The sequence below is a fragment of the Nocardia sp. NPDC050175 genome, from assembly GCF_044459885.1.
Classification (GTDB): Bacteria; Actinomycetota; Actinomycetes; order Mycobacteriales; family Mycobacteriaceae; genus Nocardia.
Window position 1 is genome coordinate 75,838 of sequence record NZ_JBITJI010000006.1, and the last position, 21,840, is coordinate 97,677.

Below are 21,840 nucleotides of genomic sequence, written 5' to 3' on the forward strand. Positions count from 1 at the left end.
TCAGAGCAGGTTGTTCAGCAATCGGCCTACCAGATCCATGTTTTCCGGGCGATCGAAATCGCCGTGGGCACACTCGACCTCTAGTACGTCCACCCGGCCGCCGATATGGCCGTGCCAGGCTTGCTCGAGGTCGGCTTGGAAATCGACCTTTCGATTGCCTTCCTCGTCCAGAGCCGCGCCGAAAATGGTCATGTCGCCGTCGTAGAACGGTGAGGTGTAGCCGTCGAGCAGTTTGCTGTTGTTGATGAGCACCTTGGTCGCCTGCTCCACCAACCGTTGAATATCGGGAGATTCGAGCTGGTCACCGAATCGGTCGGCGGCCCAAGCTCGGATGCCTGCCATGGCGTCGTCTTCCGACACGTCGGCGTCAGCGGCGGACGCGACCGGCGGTTTGCTGTCGAGGATGCCGAGGAAACCAACCTGTACCCCGCGCTGCGCGAGTTCGCAGGCCAGCGCATGCGCGAGGATTCCGCCGTAGGACCAACCCAGCAGATAGACCGGGCCTTCTTCTTGGAAGCTGAGGATGTGGTCGATGTAGTCCGCCAGCATTTCCTGGAAGGATTCGGCGACCGGGCCGCCGTCCAGTCCGCGGGATTGAATGGCGAAGACCGGCCGTTCGGGCAGGTGCCGGCCGAGCTGCTGATAGAACCAGCCGAGGCCGCCGCCGGGATGCAGGCACCACAGCGGATTGCGCGATCCGGAGCTCTTCAGCTTCAGTACCGGATCGAAATCGGTACCCGCGGAAGCACCTTCGTCGAGCCTGGTCACCAATTCGGCGACGGTTGGTGCATCGAATATCACCCGTACCGGGACCTCTGCTCCCAATGTCACCCGAATCCGACTGGTGAGACGGGTAGCCAGCAGAGAATGGCCGCCCAGGGCGAAGAAGTCGTCGTCGATACCGACCCGGTCGAGTCCGAGGATTTCGGCGAACAGTTCGGTCAGCGTCTGTTCTCGCTCGCTACGTGGGGCACGGAATTCCTTCGCGGACACCAACTCCGGGTCCGGCAGGGCCTTGCGATCGAGTTTGCCGTTCGCGGTCAACGGCACCGAGTCGATCACGATCACCGTCGCGGGCACCATGAATTCGGGCAGCCGCTCGGTCAACCATCGACGCACCTCGGCGGCGAGCAGACCCGCGTGCGGGCTGTTCGCGTATGCAGCGGGATCGCCGACCGGTGACCGTGCGATGTACACGTCGGCCAGCGAACGGCCCTGCGCTGTCACGGCGTCGAGGAACACGGCATCCATGTGGCCAGGTTCCGTGGACCACGTGACCGCCGTGGTGTACCCGAGTTCCTGCCCGAGTACGTGCAGGTCTTCGGGCAGCAAGCCAACGTCCATCCGAGCGGCGTGGTCGGCGACTATTCCTTCGAAACTCACTGCAAGCGGGGCTGTTTGCCCGGCGGCGGTCACCGGCTCGCCGGTTCGGATGCGCTGCGTGGCTTCGATTTGGCCGGTCAGCCCGGCGTGCGGGATACCGGTGACCCGAACACCGTCCTGGCGTCGCGTGCGCAAGAACGCACGCAGCCAAACATGGTCGCGGAACTCGACCTTCGGTGTGTCGGTCACCGACACCGGTGACGCGGGAGCCTTGTGCAGGACTACGTCGTATCGATACCGGGTCAGCTCGTTCACCGAGAATCCGCGTTTGAGTTCGACATCGACGGCACCGAGGTCGAGCACGCGACGCAGAGCCAGGAAGTAGTCCGGTGCCAGCAGCAGTTCCTGTTCCGCGGTGATGTCGCGACGCACTCGATCAGCAACGACTGCCGGATCCTCGCCGCCGTTGCGCGCGATCTGCACGGCGGTGGTGAACTCCGCCAGCAGCGCCAGATTGCGGACGTCGCCGACGAACACCGCACCGCCAGGAGCCAGCAGCCGCAATACCTGCTCGAGGACGCGGCGCAGATACCTTTCACCCGGGAAGTACTGGATGACGGAGTTCAATACCACTGTGTCGAAATAGCTTTCGGGCAGTCCGTCAGTGTCCTCGGCGCTGCGCACACTCAGGAAAACGCGATCGGCCAACTCGCTGTCGAGGTCTGCCACCTGTTGGCGCAGCGTGGCGATCGTCGCTGCGGAGAAGTCCGACGCCCAATACTCTTCGCAGTCGGGTACCAACTGCGACATCAACAATCCTGAGCCGACACCGATTTCGAGCACGCGCCGCGGTTTCAGTTCGCGGATCCGGTCGACCGTGGTCGACCGCCATTCCCGCATCTGCTCCAGCGGAATCGGCGCCCCGGTGTAGCTGCTGTTCCAGCCACCGAAATCCGCACCGAAACCGGCACGGTCCGCGCCGCCGACCTCGACACCGGTGTCGACACCCGAATACAGGTCGTCATACACGCGACGCCACTGGCCGACGAGCTCATCTTCACCGGCCACCGGCCCGGCCTGATCCGCGACTACATATCCGACCAGTTGCTTACCGCCGGTGTCGGTGTCATGCACCACGACCACCGCCTGGGATACCGACGGATGCTGCGCCAGCACCGTTTCCACTTCACCAGGCTCGACCCGGAACCCTCGAATCTTGACCTGGTCGTCGATCCGACCGACGAACTCCAACTGCCCGGTGGTATTCCACCGCACCACGTCACCGGTGCGATACACCCGACCACCAGCCGGATCGAACGGATCGGCCACAAACCGCGCCGCGGTCAACGCCGCCCGGCCACGATAGCCACGCGCCAGCTGGGAACCGGCAACATACAGCTCACCGGCAACCCCCACCGGAGTCGGCACCAACCGCCAATCAAGCACGTACACCCGCGTATTGGCCACTGGCGTACCGATCGGCACCGCACCATCGAGTTCGCCCACCGCGTCGTAATCAGTCACGCACACCGTGGTCTCGGTCGGCCCGTAACCGTTCATGACCTGGACACCGGCACACTGCGCGGTCAGCTTCCGGACAACGGTCTCGGTCACCTCCGCACCACCGACGAGGACCCGACGCAACGTCCGCAACGGATTGTCGGGCAACGATTCAACGTGATCGATCAACGCCAACATCATCGGTGGTGTCGCGAACATCTTGGTCACCGAACGGCTTTCCACCAGCCGCGCGATCTCCACCAGATCCGAACGCTGTTCGCCGGCCAGCACCACCGTGGCGCCGCCACACAGCGCGGGCCAGATTTCATAGGTCGAGGCATCGAACGCGATCGAAGAATGCGCGAGCACCCGATCCTCGGCGGAGGTCGGCCACGCCGAAGCGACCAGGCTCACCACATTGCGATGCGTGATACCAACACCTTTGGGAATACCGGTGGAGCCGGAGGTGTAGATCACGTACGCCAGGTTCTGCGGTCCGACCGCGACAATGGCATCCGGACCCGACGCGACGGTCTCGAGCGTGTCGAGACACAGACGAGGTGCTGCCGTGTCGGGCAGCAGTTCCTCAGTGGCGGAGTCGGTCACGACGACCACCGGTGCAGCGTCGGTGAGGATGAACGACAACCGATCCGAGGGATACCCGGGATCGATCGGCAGATACCCACCACCGGCCTTCAACACCGCCAGCAACGCCACGACCAGTTCCGCGGATCTGGGCAAGGCGACCGCGACGACATCATCTGGACCCACTCCGCGCGAGATCAATACGCGCGCAAGCATGTTCGCGCGAGTATCGAGGTCCCGATACGAGAACTCGGTATCGCCACAGATCACCGCGGCCGCATCCGGAGTACGAGCGACATGGGTCTGGAACAGCTCGACCAGGGTGATGTCCTGAACGTCGACCGAGGTGTCGTTCCACCCGTCCAACAGCAGGTCACGTTCGTCAGTATCGAGCACATCGATCGACCCCACCGGCATACTCGGCTCCGACACGACCTGCCGCAGTATCCGTGCCCACCGCGCCACCATCGCTTCGACCGTGGACCGATCGAACAGCTCGGTCGCGTATTCGACGAATCCGCCCCACTGCTGACCGGCGGGCGCGTCGGCGATATTGAAGAACAGGTCGAACCGCGAGGTCGCGATGGACGCGTCGTAGGGTTCGACCCCGACTCCCGGCAGGTCCATCGTCGGCAGGGTGTTGTTCTGAAATGCCAAGGACACCTGGAACAATGGATGATGCGCCGCCGACCGCGTCGGGTTGAGCAATTCCACCAGCAATTCGAACGGCGCGTCCTGATTCTCGTATCCGGCCAGCGCTTTCGCCCTGACCTCGCCCAGAATCTCGGTAAATGATGCGGCGGGCGCCACTTTCGCTCGTAGCACCCACGAGTTGACGAAGAACCCGACCAGATCGGTCAACGCCTCGTCGGTGCGCCCTGCCACCGGCGCGCCGATCGGAATATCCTCTCCCGCACCGAGTTTGAACAGCAGCACCGCCAAGGCCGACTGCAACACCATCGACACCGTGGCACCCGCGCGAGCGGCCAATCGTTCCAGTCCCGCCCTGGTGTCGGCGTCGATGCCGAAGACAACCATGTCACCGCGATAACTGGCGACTCTCGGCCGCGGCCGATCAGTCGGCAGCCGCAGCTGCTCCGGCAGACCGTCGAGCTCACTACGCCAATAGTCGAACTGCTGCGACAGCACGCTGTCGGGATCGGTCTGCGAGCCCAGCAGGTCCTGCTGCCACAACGTGTAGTCCACGTACTGCACCGGCAGCGGTGACCACCCCGGCGCCCGATGCTCGGCGCGCGCGGCATATGCCACCGACAGATCCCGCAGCAACGGTGACATCGACCAGCCGTCACCGGCGATGTGGTGAATCAACAGCACCACAACGCACTCGTCCGTGCCGTATCGCACCACCGTGACCCGAATCGGGATCTCCGTGGACAGGTCGAACCCGTAGCGCACCGCCCCGATCACCGCCGCTTCGACTTCGGCGGGAGCCACATCGGTGACGCTCACCGGGACCTCGACGCTGCCGGCCGCGAGCACCCGCTGGGTCGGGACACCATCGACTTCGACGAAGATCGTGCGCAGACTGTCATGCCGCGCAACGACATCACCGACCGCGGCGGTCAACACCGACACGTCCACCCCACGCAGCCGCACCGCCAACGGAATGTTGTAGGTCGCCGAGGGCCCCTCCAGCCGATGGATGAACCACAACCGCCGCTGCGCGAACGACAACGGCACCACATCCGGGCGCGGCCGAGCCAGCAACGCCGGACGCATCCGCACCCCGGCATCGAGCCGACTCACCAACTGCGCCACCGTCGGTGCGTCGAAGACCGTCCGAATCGGCACCTCGACGCCGAGCACCACCCGGATCCGACTGATCAGCCGGGTAGCCAGCAGCGAATGACCGCCCAGCTCGAAGAAGCTGTCGTCGACCCCGACCTGCGCCAGCCCCAGGACCTCGCCGAACAATTCGGCCACCATCCGCTCCTGGAGCGTGCCCGGCGCCCGATACGCCACCGAGGACACCAGCTCGGGCACGGGCAACGCGGCCCGATCCAGCTTCCCGTTCGCGGTCAGCGGCACCGCGTCGATCACCAGTACCGCGGCGGGCACCATGAACTCCGGCAGCCGCTCAGCGGCGAACCGGCGCACCTGGCCGCCATCGATGCCGTCGGCGACCACATATCCGATCAGCTGCTTGCCACCGACGGCGGTGTCGCGAACCACCACGACGGCTTGGGACACCGAAGGATGTTGGGCCAGTGCGGTTTCGACCTCGCCTGGTTCGACCCGGAAGCCCCGGATCTTGACCTGATCGTCGATCCGGCCGACAAACTCCAACTCCCCCGCGGCATTCCACCGCACCACGTCGCCAGTGCGATACAACCGCCCAGCGGCCGGATCGAACGGATCGGCCACAAACCGCGCCGACGTCAACCCCGCCCGACCGCGATAACCCCGCGCCAACTGCGCACCGGCCAAGTACAACTCACCGGCGACCCCGACCGGCACCGGCGCCAACCACGAATCCAGCACGAACGCCCGCACATTGGCCAACGCGGACCCGATCGGCACCGAGCTGCTCTCGAACCGTTCCGCAGGTTCGAACGTCCGCCGGATCGCGAAAGTCGTTGTCTCGGTTGGCCCGTACACGTGCACGATGCGGGTGTCCTGGCACATCCGCAAAGCGCGCTCGAACACCTCGGTCGGCATCTCCTCGCCGCCGGTCCACGCCTGGCGAAGCCCGGCGAGCGCCTCGGGGCAGTGATCGATGAACAGCTCGAACAAACGAGTGGTGAGAAATGCCCCGGTGACCCCACTCGCCACGAGCAATCGGCCGAGCGCCGCGATGTCAGTGCGTTCCGACGGCGCGACAACTACCCGGCCACCGCCCAACAACGGAACCCATATCTCATAGGTGGACGCATCGAAGGCGACCGACGAATGCACCAGCACACTGTCGTGCGCACCGCGCCAATCCTGCTTGGTCGCGAAAGCCACCACATTGCGGTGTGTGACGGCAACACCTTTGGGCACACCGGTGGAGCCGGATGTGTAGATGACGTACGCCAGATTCTGCGGCCGCACCGCGATAATTCGATCCAGACCTGGCCCGTCCGGTGCCAGTGTTTCGAGATAGAGGTGTGGTGTTTCCGAAGCGGGCAACAAACGTGCCGTAGCGGAATCGGTCACGAGAACAACCGGGGCCGCATCGCCGAGGATGAAGGACAACCGATCCGAGGGATAAACCGGATCGATCGGCAGATACGCGCCACCGGCTTTCAACACCGCGAGCAATGCCACGATCTGGTCTGCCGAGCGGGGCAACGCCACCGCGACCACGCTATCCAGGCCGACCCCACGCGAAACCAGCTCCCACGCAAGGCGATCGGCACGAAGGTCGAGGTCTCGGTATGTCAGCTCTTCGTCACCGTAGACAACCGCGACCGCATCCGGAGCGGCGGCAACCTGCGACTGGAACTGTCCGATGATGGTGGTGTCCGGAATATCGGCGGCGGTGTCGTTCCACCGACGCAACACCAGCTCACGTTCCTCGCTACCGAGGACATCGACCGCTCCCACCGCGACATCCGAATCGGTCACGACCTGCTGCAATATCCGCACGAACCGGGCCGCCAGCGCTTCGACCGTGGTTCGATCGAAGGAATCGGTGCGGTACTCGAAATGCAGTTGCAAGGCCGGGGCGGCATTGGCCACGACCGTCAGGGGATAGTGCGAGGGTGTCTTGGGTTGTACGTCGGTGATCACGACACCAGTTGACGCCGCGGCCGCACCTATTCCGGTCTGATCGACGGGATAGGACTCGAACCCGATCAGGGTGTCGAACAGGACATTCAACCCGGTCGCCTGGTGGATATCGACCAGCCCGACATGATGATGGTCCAGCAGCGCCGCTTGGCGGGCCTGCAGCCCGGTAAGCACATCGGTGAGCGTGTCGCCGGGACCGAACCGCACGCGCACCGGCACGGTGTTGATGAACAGCCCGACCATCGAATCCACACCGGCCAGCACCGGTGGCCGGCCCGACACGGTCACGCCGGTGATCACGTCGTGGCGGCCGGTCGATGCGGCCAGCAGAATCCCCCACCCACCTTGCACGACGGTATTCAGAGTGATCCCGAGGGCCGTAGCCCGGCGGCTCAGCGCCAGCGCAGTCTCCTCCGGCAGCGGGACGTCGACCCGCGCTACCCCGCCCGCCACGGCATTCCCGGCCTTGGCCGCAAGGAGCGTGGGCTCGCGCACACCGTCGAGTTCCCGGGCCCACGCCTGGACACCCGCCTGGGAATCCTGCTCGCGCAACCACTTCAGGAACTCTTTGAAGGCGGGCGGCTGGGGCAACGCAGTGGTCGAACCATAGAGGCCGAACAGATCTCGGATCAGCAGCGGCAGCGACCAGCCATCCATCAGCACATGATGGGCGGTGAACACCAGCTCCGAGCGATCGTCGGCCAGCAGCACCAGCGTCAACCGCAGCAACGGCGGCACCGTCACCTCGAAATGCGTGTGCTGATCCTCGATCAGCAACCGCTCCGCCGCCGCACCGCGAGCGGTCTCGTCCAGCTCACGCAAATCCAGCACACGCCAGGGCAATTCAACACCGTCGACCACGACCTGCACCGGATCACCATGTGCGCCAGCGACAAAGCCCACTCGGAGATTCGGATACCGGTCCAGCAGCCCTTGACCGGCCGCCCGCATCCGCTGCGGATCCACTCGTCCGGCCAGCCCGAAAACGACCTGCATGTGATAGGCGTCGAACCCCGAGCCCGCGAATACCTGATGGAACAGCAACCCCGACTGCATCGACGTCAACGGCCACACATCCACCAGCTCGCGATACCGAGCCTCCAACACCTCGATCTCACTCTGATCCAACGGCGCCAACAGATCCGACGACGTCAGGCCACCCGCACCCGTCATAGTGGCGTGCTGGGCCAACCCCATCGCCGCGCTCCGCCACAGCTCGGCAAGCTCCCGAATCTCGTTGTCCGCCAATACTCCAGCAGGCGCGGCGAATACCGCCCGCAGTACCGGCCCCGCGTCGGTATCGACCACCAACATGTTCACAGTCAGCGCCGACATCGCGGGCATCGCCGGATCCACCGGCGTGATCAGCTGTCCGACTTCGGCCGAGGGTGTCCAGCCCGCGCCGCGCAGCCGTTGCGGCAGCAGGTCCATCGAGGTGACCCGGCCCAGGTAGTTGAAGCCGATCTGGCCGGTCGAATACTGTTGCAGCGCAGCGGCGGTCTCGGGATTGAGGTATCGAAGCAACCCGTATCCGATGCCCTTGTCGGGCACGCCGCGCAGTTGCTCCTTGACCGACTTCACCAAGGCACCCGCGGCCGGACCACCGGCGCACAGCTGCTCCCACTCCGAGGCCGACGCGGCCAATCGCACCGGGAACATACTGGTGAACCAGCCGACGGTGGTCGAAAGATCGGCGCCGGGCACGGTGTCCTCTTCGCGGCCATGGCCTTCCAACCGGATCAAGACCGAGTCGGCACGCGCACCGTGCTCGCCGCTCCAGCGAGTCACCGCGGCGGCCAACGCCGCCAGCAGCCCATCCTCGACGCCGCCATGGAACACCGCGGGCAACGTGGTCAGCAGCGGTTCGGTCACCGACGCCGGAATCTGGACCTGCACATGCTCGACAGTGGCCATCACGTCGACCGTGGGATCCAAGGCCCGACTACCCAAGATCGGATCGGGTCCATCGAGAACCGAAGACCACCAAGGCAACTCGGCTACCCGCTCCGGTCGGGTCGCTTGCTCGACCAATCCGTGCGCCCACCGCCGCATCGATGTTCCGGTCCCGGTCAGCACCGGAGGCAGTCCGGCCGACACGTCCTGCCACGCAGACGCCAAGTCCGGCAACAGAATCCGCCACGACACACCATCGACCACCAAGTGATGGGCCACGATCGACAGCCAGCCCGGCCGGGTGTCTCCGGCATCGAACCACACGAACTGAACCATCACCCCGGCAGCAGGAGCCAACCGTTCGACCGCCGCCCCCACCTGCGCCACGATCGCCTCGGCCCTAGAGCCGTACTGCTCCTCGACGGCCGCCATCTCGACACGATGCAGCAGCCGATCCACATCCACGCCGCCCGCCGGCTCGACCTCCAGCCCCGCGCCACGCTCGTCATCGACCAACCGCGACCGCAAGACATCGTGTCGATCGAGCACCGCGGCCAATGTCGCCACCAACCCCGCTCGATCGATACCCACCGGCAGATCCAGCGACATCGACTGCGTGAAACTGTCGAATCCCGCGCCGAGGTCGCGCACGAACTGCGCCACCGGCAGCAGCGGCATCCACCCGGTGCCACCACCGGCCAGCTCCGCCAACACGGGACCGGTCACCGCACGGGTGTACGCGACCGCCGCCAATGCCGCTGCCGTCCGATGCTCGAACACCTCCCGCGGACTGACCTCCACCCCCAGCTCGCGCGCCCGCGACACCACCTGGATCGAGCGGATGCTGTCGCCACCCAGCTCGAAGAAGCTGTCGTCCACGCCCACCCGAGGCACGCCGAGCACCTCGGCGAACACACCGGCCAGTACCTGCTCCTGATCCGTACGTGGCTCGCGATACGCCACCGACGAGCTCAGCTCCGGATCGGGCAGCGCCTTGCGGTCGAGCTTGCCGCTCGCGGTCAACGGCACCGCGTCGATCACCAGCACCACCGTCGGCACCATGAAGTCCGGCAGCCGCTCGGCGGCAAACCGACGCACCTCTCCCCCGTCGAGTCCATCAGCACTCGATCGGTCGGCAACTACGTATCCGATCAGCTGCTTGCTGCCAGTGCCGCGTGCCACCACTACCGACTGGGATACCGACGGATGCTGTGCCAGAATAGTTTCCACGTCGCCGAGCTCGACCCGGAAGCCGCGGATCTTGACTTGATCATCGACCCGGCCCACGAACTCCAACTGCCCAAAGCTATTCCAGCGCACGACATCACCGGTGCGATACAACCGACCACCGGACGGATCGAACGGATCAGCCACAAACCGCTCCGCTGTCAGACCTGGCTGACCGCGATAACCACGCGCCAATTGGGCACCGGCGACGTACAACTCACCGGCAAGCCCGACCGGAACCGGCATCAACCACGGATCCAACACGAATGCCCGGGTGTTGGTCACCGGGGAACCGATCGGAACCACCGCGCCGACATCCTCGGGCACGCGACAGGCGGTCACATTGACCGTCGCCTCGGTCGGGCCGTACAGGTTGTCGATTCGCTCGATCCCGCACGTGTCCTTCAGCGCGCCAACCAGTTCCGCGGTGAGCGTGTCCGCACCGGTATTCACCTGCCGCAAACTCCGCAAAGGATTGTCCGGCAACGACTCCACGTAGTCGACCAACGCCGACAGCAACGGTGGCGTCGCGAAAACCTTCGTCACCGCCAGGGTCTCCACCAGCCGCGTGATCTCCACCGGATCCGACCGCTGCTCACGGGCGACAACCAAAGTCGCGCCACCGCACAGGGCAGGCCAAATCTCGTAGGTCGAGGCATCGAACGCGATCGACGAGTGCACCAACACCCGATCCTCCGGACCGGACGACCACGCCTGGGCCACCAGGTTCACCACGTTGCGGTGCGTGATACCAACACCCTTCGGTACACCCGTGGAGCCCGACGTATAGATCAGATATGCCAGATCCGCCGGCCGCACCGCAACCGAACCGGTCCACGCCCGCGCATCGGCGGTGTCGAGTGCATCGATGTAGAGACGCGGTGTTGCGCTGTCGGGCAACACTTCCGCGGTAGCGGAATCGGTGACGACGACCACCGGCGCGGCATCGGCGAGCACGAACGCCAGCCGATCCGAGGAATAGGCCGGATCGATCGGCAGATACCCGCCACCAGCCTGCAATACCGCCACCATCGCCACGATCAGCTCTGCCGACCGAGGCAACGCGACCGCGACAATGGTGTCGGGCCCCACTCCGAGCGCGATCAGCTCATGCGCCAAATAACGAGCGCGAGAGTCGAGTTCGCGGTACGAGGTTTCGATATCAGCGCAGACGACGGCAACCGCATCCGGGTTCGCGGCCACTCGCGCCTGAAACAGCTCGACGACCGTCACATCCGGGATGTCGGCCGCGGTGTCGTTCCACCGATGCAGCACCGACTCACGTTCGTCGACGCCGAGGATATCGATCGATCCCACCGGAATAGTCGGGTCCGACACCACCTGCTGCAGTATCCGCACGAACCGCGCCGCCAGCGCCTCGACCGTGACCCGATCGAACACATCGGTGCGATATTCGAGCCGAAGTTGCAGCGTGGGCGCGGCACCCGCGACGACCGTGAGCGGGTAGTGCGTGGGCGCGTTGGGGCGAAGGTCGGTAATGGCGATGCCGCTGGTGTTCGCGGCCGCACCGATCCCCGCCTGGTCGACGGGATAGGACTCGAACCCGATGAGCGTGTCGAACAGGACAGGCAACCCGGTCGCCTGGTGGATATCGCTCAGCCCGACGTGATGATGGTCGAGCAGCGCGACCTGCCGGGCCTGCAAGCCTTGCAACACGTCACTGAGCGTGTCGCGGGGACCGAACCGCACGCGGACCGGCACGGTATTGATGAACAGTCCGACCATCGAATCCACGCCCGCGATGGCAGGCGGACGCCCCGATACGGTGGCGCCGGCGACCACGTCGTAGCGACCGGTCGATTTCGCGAGCAGGATTCCCCACGCGGCCTGCACGACGGTATTCACGGTGATCGAAAGTGCACCGGCCCGCCGCTGCAACGCCGAAGCCGTTGCCGCCGTGAGCGGTACCTCGACCTGTTCGACCTCGGCACCCGCAGCGCTGCCGGTTGTACTGGCGAGCAGTGTGGGCTCGTACACGCCGTCGAGTTCGTCCATCCATGCCTGCACACCGGCATGGGAGTCTTGCTCGGACAACCACTTCAGGAAGTGCTTGTATTCGGGCGCTTGCGCCAACGCCGAAACGTCACCACCGGACCCGTAGAGCCGCAAGAGGTCCCGCAGCAGCAGTGGCAGCGACCAGCCGTCCAGCACCAGATGGTGCGCGGTGAGCATCAGCTCCGAGCGCTGCTCGGTCATCAGCACCAGCGTCAACCGCAGCAGCGGCGGAACCGCCATCTCGAAATGCGTGTGCCGATCCTCGATCAGCAACCGCTCCAACGCCGCAGCACGATCGGACTCGCCAACATCGCGCAGATCGGCCACCCGCCACGGCAATTCGACACCGTCGACGACGACCTGCACCGGATCACCAACGGCACCCGCGACAAAGCCCACCCGCAGGTTCGGATACCGATCCACCAGCCCCTGCCCGGCCTTGCGCATCCGCTCGGGATCCACCTGCCCGGACAACCCGAACACGACCTGCAGGTGATAGGCGTCGAATCCCGAATCCGCCATCACGTGGTGGAACAACAAGCCCGATTGCATCGAGGTCAACGGCCACACATCCGCCAAACTCGGGTAGCGAGCCTCCAGCACCTCGATCTCCCGCTGCCCCAACCGCACCAACGACAGGTCCGACGGCGTCAAACCACCGGCACCCGACGTGCCGACATGCTCCGCCAACCCCAGTACTGCGCCCTGCCACAGGTCCGCCAGGTTCGCGGTCTCGGTCTTCGACAGCACACCCCTGGGTGCCGCGAACACCGCTTGCAGTACCGGCCCTTCGCCGGTGTCGATGACCATCGCGTTGACGTCCAGCGCCGCCATTGCCGACATCGCCGGGTCCGGGGCCGCAATGGATCCCGGGCCACCCTCGGCCGGGGTCCAGCCTGCGCCCTGCAGCCGTTGCGGCAACAGATCCGTGGCGGTCAACCGTCCGAGGTAGTTGAATCCGATCTGCCCGCTCGGCAGCTGTTGCAGCACAGCGGCGGTCTCGGGGTTGAGATAGCGCAGCAACCCGTACCCGATGCCCTTGCCCGGCACCGCACGCAGTTGCTCCTTGACCGACTTCACCAAAGCACCCGCGGCCGGACCACCGGCACAGAGCTCGTCCCACTCGGTTGCCTTCGCGACCAACCGCACTGGGAACATACTGGTGAACCAGCCGACCGTGGACGAAAGATCGGCACCGGGAACCGTGTCCTCTTCGCGGCCATGGCCTTCCAACCGGATCAACACCGATTCCGCGGCCACACCGTGGTTGTCGCGCCAGCGAGCAACCGCCACTGCCAGGGCCGCCAGCAATCCGTCCTCCACGCCGCCGTGGAACGCCGTCGGCAGCGCGGTCAGCAACACCTCGCTCGCCGCCACCGGAATCTGCACACTGACGTAATCCACGGTCGCCATGACATCGACGTCCGGGTCGAGCGGCCGTGCGCCCAGCATAGGATCGGGCCCGTCGAGAACCGTATGCCACCAAGGCAATTGCTCTACCAGCTGCGGCGCAGAGGCCTGTTCGACCAACCCGTGCACCCAGCGCCGCATCGACGTTCCGGTCCCCGGCAACACCGGAGACAGCCCCGCCGACACGTCCTGCCATGCGGACGCCAAATCCGGCAACAGAATCCGCCACGACACACCATCGATCACCAGGTGATGAGCCACGATCGACAGCCGGCCCGGCCGGGTGTTTCCAGCATCGAACCACACGAACTGCACCATCGCCCCCGCCGCGGGAGCCAACCGACCTACTGCCGCCAGGACTTCCTCGGCGATCACCTCTGAATGCTGTTCGGGGGCAGTTATTTCAACGCGATGCAGCAACCGATCCACATCGATCGCCCCCACTGGCTCGACCTCGAGCCCAACGCCACGCTCGTCATCGACCAACCGCGACCGCAAAATACCGTGCCGATCGATCACCGCGGCCAACGTCGCCAGCAAGCCCGCGCGATCGATTCCGCTCGGCAGATCCAGCAGCAGCGACTGCGTGAAGCTGTCGAATCCCGCACCCGACTCCCGCACGAACCGAGCCACCGGCAACAGCGGCAGCCAGCCCACGCCCGCACCGGCCAACTCCGCCAAGACCAGGGCAGGCGCCCGCCCGCAAGCCACCGTGGCCAAGGCCGCCGCCGTCTGGTGCTCGAACACCTCCCGGGGACTGATCTCGACCCCGAGCTCCCGTGCCCGCGACACCACCTGAATCGAGCGGATGCTGTCACCGCCGAGCTCGAAGAAGCTGTCGTCCACACCGACCCGGTCGAGCCCGAGCACCTCGGCGAACACCGTGGTCAGGATCTTCTCCTGGTCGGTACGCGGTGCCCGATACCGCGCCGACGAAGTGAGCTCCGGCTCCGGCAACGCGGCCCGATCGAGCTTTCCGTTGGCAGTCAACGGCACCGAGTCCAGGACAAGCACGGCCGCAGGCACCATGAAATCGGGCAGCCGCTCGGATGCGAACGCGCGCACGGCCGCACCGTCGAGTTCGGACCCGTCGGCGACCACATACCCGATCAGCTGCTTGCCGCCGTCGGTGCCGCGCGCAACGACGACGGCCTGCGATACCGACGAATGTTGCGCCAGAACAGTTTCCACTTCACCGGGTTCCACCCGGAAACCGCGGATCTTCACCTGATCATCGATCCGGCCCGCGAACTCCAACTGCCCGGCGGTATTCCAGCGCACCACATCCCCGGTGCGATACAACCGACCACCGCCGGTCGGATCGAACGGATCAGCCACGAACCGTGCCGCGGTCAGCCCCGCCCGGCCAGGATAGCCACGCGCCAACTGCGCACTGGCCACATACAACTCACCGGCGACGCCCACCGGAACCGGCATCAACCACGAATCCAGCACGAACACTCGCGTATTGGCGACCGGAACACCGATCGGCACCACCGCGGCCGACCCACCTTCGGGCGTGACGAATGCCGTCACATCGACCGTCGCTTCGGTCGGACCGTAGAGGTTATCGACCCGCACGCCGCCGCAGCTCGCACGCAGGGCCTCGACGAGCCCCGAGGTGACCGTGTCGGCCCCGGTGTTCACCTGCTGCAGACTCCGCAATGGATTGCCGGGCAACGACTCTACGTATTCGACGAGTGCCGCCAACAACGGAGGCGTCGCGAACATCTTCGTCACCGAGCGGTCCTGCACGAGCCGCGTGATCTCCACCAGATCCGACCGTTGCGCACTCGCCAGCACCACTGTGGCACCACCGCAGAGGGCGGGCCATATCTCATAGGTGGAGGCGTCGAACGCGATCGAAGAGTGCACCAGGACGCGATCATCGGGACCCGCCGCCCATGCCTGAGCAACAAGGTTGGCCACGTTGCGATGCGTGATACCAACACCTTTCGGTGTGCCCGTCGATCCGGAGGTGTAGATCACGTACGCCAGATTCTGTGGTCGCACCCGGACAGTGCGCTCCGCACCGGACCAGTCGTCGTTCGTATCGAGGCACAGGTGTGGCGCTTCGGTCCGCGGCAACGCCTGTGACGTCGCGGCATCGGTCACGACGACGACCGGCGCGGCATCGGTGAGGATGAACCCCAACCGATCCGAGGAGTACCCGGGATCGATCGGCAGATACCCACCACCCGCCTGCACCACCGCCAGCAACGCCACGATCAGTTCCGCGGACCGCGGCAACGCCACCGCGACAACGGCGTCAGGACCCACCCCACGCGAAATCAATACTCGCGCAAGCCGATCAGCGCGAGTGTCGAGCTCCCGGTAGGTCAGCTCCGTTTCCCCGCAGACCACAGCCGTCGCGTCCGGGGTCGAGGCGACCTGTGCCTGGAACAACTCGACCAGAGTGCTTTCCGCGACCTCGACGGCGGTGTCGTTCCACCTGCTCAGCACCACCTCGCGTTCATCGGCCCCGAGCACCTCGACAGATCCCACCGGTGCACTCGGATCCGACACCACCTGCCGCAGGATCCGCGCCAACCGCGTCACCATCGCCTCGACCGTGGACCGATCGAACAACTCGGTCGCATATTCGACGAACCCGCCCCACTCGTGACCAGCGGGCGCATCGGCGATATTGAAGAACAGGTCGAACCGCGAAGTCGCCATGGACACGCTGTACGGCTCGAATCGCACCCCGGGCAGCGCCAAGGTCGGCAGGGCGTTGTTCTGGAATGCCAACGACACCTGGAACAACGGATGATGCGCCGCCGACCGGGCCGGATTGAGCAACTCGACGAGCAATTCGAACGGGACGTCCTGATTCTCGTAGGCCGCCAACGCCTTCGACCGAACCTGACCCACGACCTCACTGAACGACGCATCCGGAGCGACCGCCGTGCGCAGCACCCACGTGTTGACGAAGAAGCCGACCAGATCGGACAGCGCGTCGTCGGTGCGACCGGCGATCGGCGAACCGATCGGAATATCCTCCCCCGCACCGAGTTTGAACAACAGCACCGCCAACGCCGACTGCAACACCATCGACACCGTCGCACCCGCACGACCGGCCAACCGTTCCACGTCAGCCCGCAGTTCCGCATCGATGGCGAACGGCACGACATCACCGCGATAGCTGGCCACCCGCGGCCGCGGCCGATCCATCGGCAACCGCAACTGCTCCGGCAGATCATCGAGTTCGGCACGCCAGTAGTCGAACTGCTGCGACAGCACACTGTCCGGATCAGTCGACGAACCCAACCACTCTTGCTGCCAGAGCGTGTAATCCACGTACTGCACCGGCAACGGCGACCACTCCGGCGCCCGATCCCCGAGGCGAGCGGCATAGGCCACCGACAGGTCGCGCAACAACGGCGCCGCCGACCAGCCGTCACCGGCAATATGGTGAATCAACAGGACCAGCACGCACTCGTCGGCTGCACACCGAAACACAGTGGCGCGTATCGGAATTTCCGATGAGAGGTCGATTCCGTAACGCACTGCGGCGATCACTGCCGCGTCCACCTCGGCGGGATCTACGTCAGCGACGTGCACAGGCACGTCGACACTGTCGAGCACCCGCTGGGCAGGGACACCGTCGGCTTCCACGAAGATCGTGCGCAAACTCTCGTGCCTGCCGACGACATCCCCGATCGCGGCGGCCAACACCGACACGTCCACCCCGTGCAGCCGCACCACCATCGGCATGTTGTAGGTGGCAGACGGCCCTTCCAAGCGATGGATGAACCACAACCGCCGCTGCGCGAACGACAACGGCACCACATCCGGACGCGGCCCGGCCAGCAATGCCGGACGCAGCTGCGCACGGTCGCCGAGCCGGGTCACCAACTGCGCCACCGTCGGCGCATCGAAGATCGTCCGAATCGGTACCTCGACGCCGAACACCACCCGAATCCGGCTGGCCAACCGGGTAGCCAGCAGCGAATGCCCACCCAGCGCGAAGAAGCTGTCGTCGATACCGACCCGCTCCCGTCCGAGGATTTCGGCGAAAAGCGCCGCCAGCATCTGCTCCTGGAGGGTATTCGGCGCTCGATACGCCGCCGTCGACCTGAGCTCAGGGACTGGCAAGGCCGCGCGATCGAGCTTGCCGCTCGCGGTCAGCGGCACCGAGTCGATCACCAGCACCACCGACGGCACCATGAAGTCGGGCAACCGCTCGGACACGAACCGGCGGACATCCGCACCGTCGAGTTCCGGTGCACCCGGATGCCCGTTGCCTTCGATCGAGTTGGTTCGATCGGCGACCACGTACCCGACCAACTGTTTGCCACCGTCGACCGCGCGCGCCACCACCACCGCTCGAGATACCGAAGGATGTTGCGCCAGAGCCGTTTCGACCTCACCCGGCTCGACGCGGAAGCCGCGAATCTTCACCTGATCATCCACGCGGCCCGCGAACTCCAACACGCCCGCCGAGGTCCACCGCACCACATCACCGGTGCGATACAGCCGTCCACCAGCCGGATCGAACGGGTCAGCCACGAATCGCGCCGAAGTCAGCCCGGCCTGTCCGTAGTAACCGCGCGCCAACTGCTCACTGGCGACATACAACTCACCGGGAACCCCGACCGGAACGGGCACCAACCACGAATCCAGCACGAACACCCGAGTGTTGGTCACGGGCATGCCGATCGGCACCACCGCACCCACCACATCATCGGGCACGCGATAGGCGGTCACGTCGACCGTCGCCTCGGTCGGACCGTAAAGGTTGTCGACCCGATCGACCCCGCACTTGGCCTTCAGCGCGTCGACCAGCCCCGAAGTGAGTGTGTCGGCACCGGTATTGATCTGCCGCACACTCTGGAACGGGTTGTCGGTCAACGACTCCACATGATCCACCAGCGCCGACAGCAACGGTGGCGTCGCGAAAATCTTCGTCACCGACCAGGTCTCGACCAGCCGGGTGATCTCCACCAGATCCGACCGCTGCTCGCCCGCGACAACCAACGTCGCGCCACCACACAGCGCAGGCCAGATCTCGTAGGTCGAGGCATCGAACGCGACCGAGGAATGCACCAGTACCCGATCTTCGGCACCGGCCGACCAAGCCTGAGCGACGAGGTTCACCACGTTACGGTGCGTGATACCAACGCCTTTGGGGACTCCGGTAGAGCCGGAGGTGTAGATGACGTACGCCAGATTCTGCGGCCGCACCGCACTGGTCATATCCAGACGCACTTCATCGACATCGGCGGTGTCGAGATAGAGGTGCGGTGTTGCGTTCTGTGGCAACACGTTTGCCGTCGCCGAATCAGTCACGACAACAACCGGCGCGGCATCGGCGAGCACGAACGCCACCCGGTCCGAGGGATACCCCGGATCGATCGGCAAGTACGCACCACCGGCCTTCAGCACACCGAGCACCGCCACGATCAGCTCCGCCGACCGCGGCAACGCCACCGCGACAATACGATCCGGGCCGACGCCGCGCGAGTTCAGCACGCTCGCCAACTCGTCGGATCGCGCATCGAGTTCCCGATAGGTCAGCTCGGTGCCTGCACAAGCAACCGCCACCGCGTCCGGTGTCCGATCGGCCTGCGCCCGGAACAGGTCGACCACCGTGACGTCCGGATCAACCGGTGCGGTGGTGTCGTTCCACCTGTGCAACACCAGCTCTCGCTCACCGGCGTCGAGGACATCGATCGACCCCACCGGAACATCGGCTTCCGACACCGCGAGCTGCAGTATCCGCACCAACCGCGCCACCATCGCCTCGATGGTGGACCGATCGAACAGGTCGGTCGCGTATTCGACGTACACATCCCACCCGGCCGGGGCATCGCCGACGTTGAACGTCAGATCGAACTGCGAGGTCACCGCCGCCAACGCATACGGCTCGAACTCCACGCCCGCCAACTCCAGGGTGGGCGCGGTGTTGTTCTGCAAGCTCAGCAGCACCTGGAACAGCGGATGGTGCGACGCCGACCGGGCCGGGTTGAGCAACTCGACAAGCAGCTCGAACGGAACGTCCTGATTCTCATAGGCCGCCAACGCTTTCGCCCGAACCTGGCCGACGATCTCCGCGAACGACAACTCCGGCGCGACCGCGGCCCGCAACACCCAGGTGTTGACGAAGAACCCGACCAGATCGGTCAGCGCGTCATCGGTCCGACCGGCAATCGGCGAGCCGATCGGAATATCTTCACCGGCACCGAGTTTGAACAGCAGCACGGCCAACGCCGACTGCAACACCATCGCAACTGTCGCACCCTCGCGGGCGGCCAATTCCTCTACCGCCGCGCGAATTTCGGGTTCAACCCGGACGACCACCATGTCCCCGCGATAGCTGGCCACCCGAGGCCGTGGCCGATCGGTCGGCAACCGCAATTGCTCCGGCAGCCCGTCGAGCTCACCTCGCCAGTACTCGAACTGCTGCGACAACACACTGTCCGGATCGGACTGCGATCCCAGCAACTCCTGTTGCCACAGTGTGTAATCCACGTACTGCACCGGCAGCGGCTCCCACGCGGGCACCCGCCCCGACCGCCGAGCCGCGTACGCCACCGACATATCCCGCAGCAGCGGCGCCATCGACCAGCCGTCACCGGCAATGTGGTGGATCAACAACATCACCACACACTCATCGACCGCGTATCGAAAGACGTTGGCGCGTGCCGGAATTTCCGTCGACAGATCGAAGGCATAGCGTGACGCCGCGGTCACCGCCACAACCAACTCGGCCGGATCCACGTCGGTGATCGTCACCGGCACCTCGACACAGTCGGCGGCGATCACCCGCTGACCGGGCACCCCGTCGACTTCCTCGAAGACCGTCCGCAGACTCTCGTGCCGCTCGACCACATCACCGACCGCGGCCGCGAACGCCGCCGCATCGAACGCGCCGGTCAACCGCACCGTCACCGGCATGTTGTAGGTGGCCGAGGGTCCCTCCAGCCGGTGGATGAACCACAACCGCCGCTGCGCAAACGACAATGGGATCATCACAGACCCACCTCTCGATTCATCCGGCGAAGCGCCGGTCGGCGCGATGGCGCCAGCTGGGACCAGCGACCCGCGAGCTGGGCGACCGTGGCCGCCTCGAACATCACCTTGATCGGCACCTCGACACCCATCACCGCCCGAATCCGGCTGGCCAGCCGGGTCGCCAGCAGCGAGTGACCACCCAGCGCGAAGAAACTGTCGTCCACACCGACCCGGCCGACGCCGAGTATCTCGGTGAACAACTCGGTCAAGGTCTTTTCTCGTTCGGTCCGCGGGGCGCGATATTCCCGCGCGGACACCAACTCCGGATCCGGCAGCGCCGCGCGATCGAGCTTGCCGTTCGCCGTGAGCGGCACCGCGGCGATCACCATGACCACCGCCGGAACCATGAAATCGGGCAGCCGCTCGGCCACAAATCCGCGCACGCTGGCAGGCAGGAGGGTGTCCTGCGGATTGTTCGCATATGTGGCCGGATCAGCAGACGCGGCGGACGACACGTACACGTCGGTCAGCAATCGCCCCTCGGTTGTCGCGGTGTCGAGGAACACCGCGTCCATGTGCCCCGGTTTCGTGGACCAGGTGACCGCGGTGGTGTACCCGAGCTGCTGACCGAGCAGGTGCAGGTCTTCGGGCAGCAAGCCCGCGCCCGCTCGATCCATGGTGGAGTTGAGGATTCCTTCGAAATCCGCTGCGCGCGGGTCGTTTTGCCCACCGGTCGACACCGAGTGACCGGTCTGGATTCGATGCGCGGCCTCGATCTGCCCGGTCAGCCCGACATGCGGGATTCCGGTGACGCGGATGCCGTCCGGGTGTTCCGTGTGCAGCAGCGTGCGCAGCCAATCGTCGTCGCGGAACTCGACTTTCGGCGTATCCGCCACCGACAGTGGTTTCGGTGGACTCTTGTGCAGCACCACGTCGTATCGATACCTGGTCAGCTCATTGACCGAGAATCCGCGCTTGAGCTGGATATCGATGGCATCGAACCCGGTCGCCCGGTCGCACAGGGCCAGGAAGTACTCCGGTGCCAGCAACAGTTCTTTCTCCGCGGACATGTCGCGACGGACTCGATCCTCCACCACCGCAGGGTCGTCCCCGCCGTGGCGACTCAGGTGTACCGCGGTGGTGAACTCTTGCAGCAGCGCGAAATTCCGCACATCGCCGACGAACACCACGCCA

General features: G+C 65.5%; 2 protein-coding genes (1 of these 2 only partly in view). Both read right to left on the bottom strand.

The window, feature by feature from the left end; translation table 11 throughout:
- On the bottom strand, window positions 1-20,664 hold the full coding sequence (locus ACIBK2_RS21450; RefSeq protein WP_396969927.1) for a non-ribosomal peptide synthase/polyketide synthase: 20,664 nt from the start codon (window positions 20,662-20,664) through the stop codon (window positions 1-3).
- Window positions 20,664-21,840, bottom strand: the end of a protein-coding gene (locus tag ACIBK2_RS21455) for an amino acid adenylation domain-containing protein (RefSeq protein WP_396969303.1). It continues 14,093 nt past the right edge of the window; the window shows 1,177 of its 15,270 coding nt (coding positions 14,094-15,270); the start codon falls outside the window, past its right edge; the stop codon is at window positions 20,664-20,666. The genes ACIBK2_RS21450 and ACIBK2_RS21455 overlap by 1 nt, the downstream gene beginning before the upstream one ends.

Coding starts and splice junctions, on each gene's coding strand:
- ACIBK2_RS21450 (WP_396969927.1), bottom strand. CDS start 20,664: ATGATCCCATTGTCGTTTGCGCAGCGGCGGTTGTGGTTCATCCACCGG.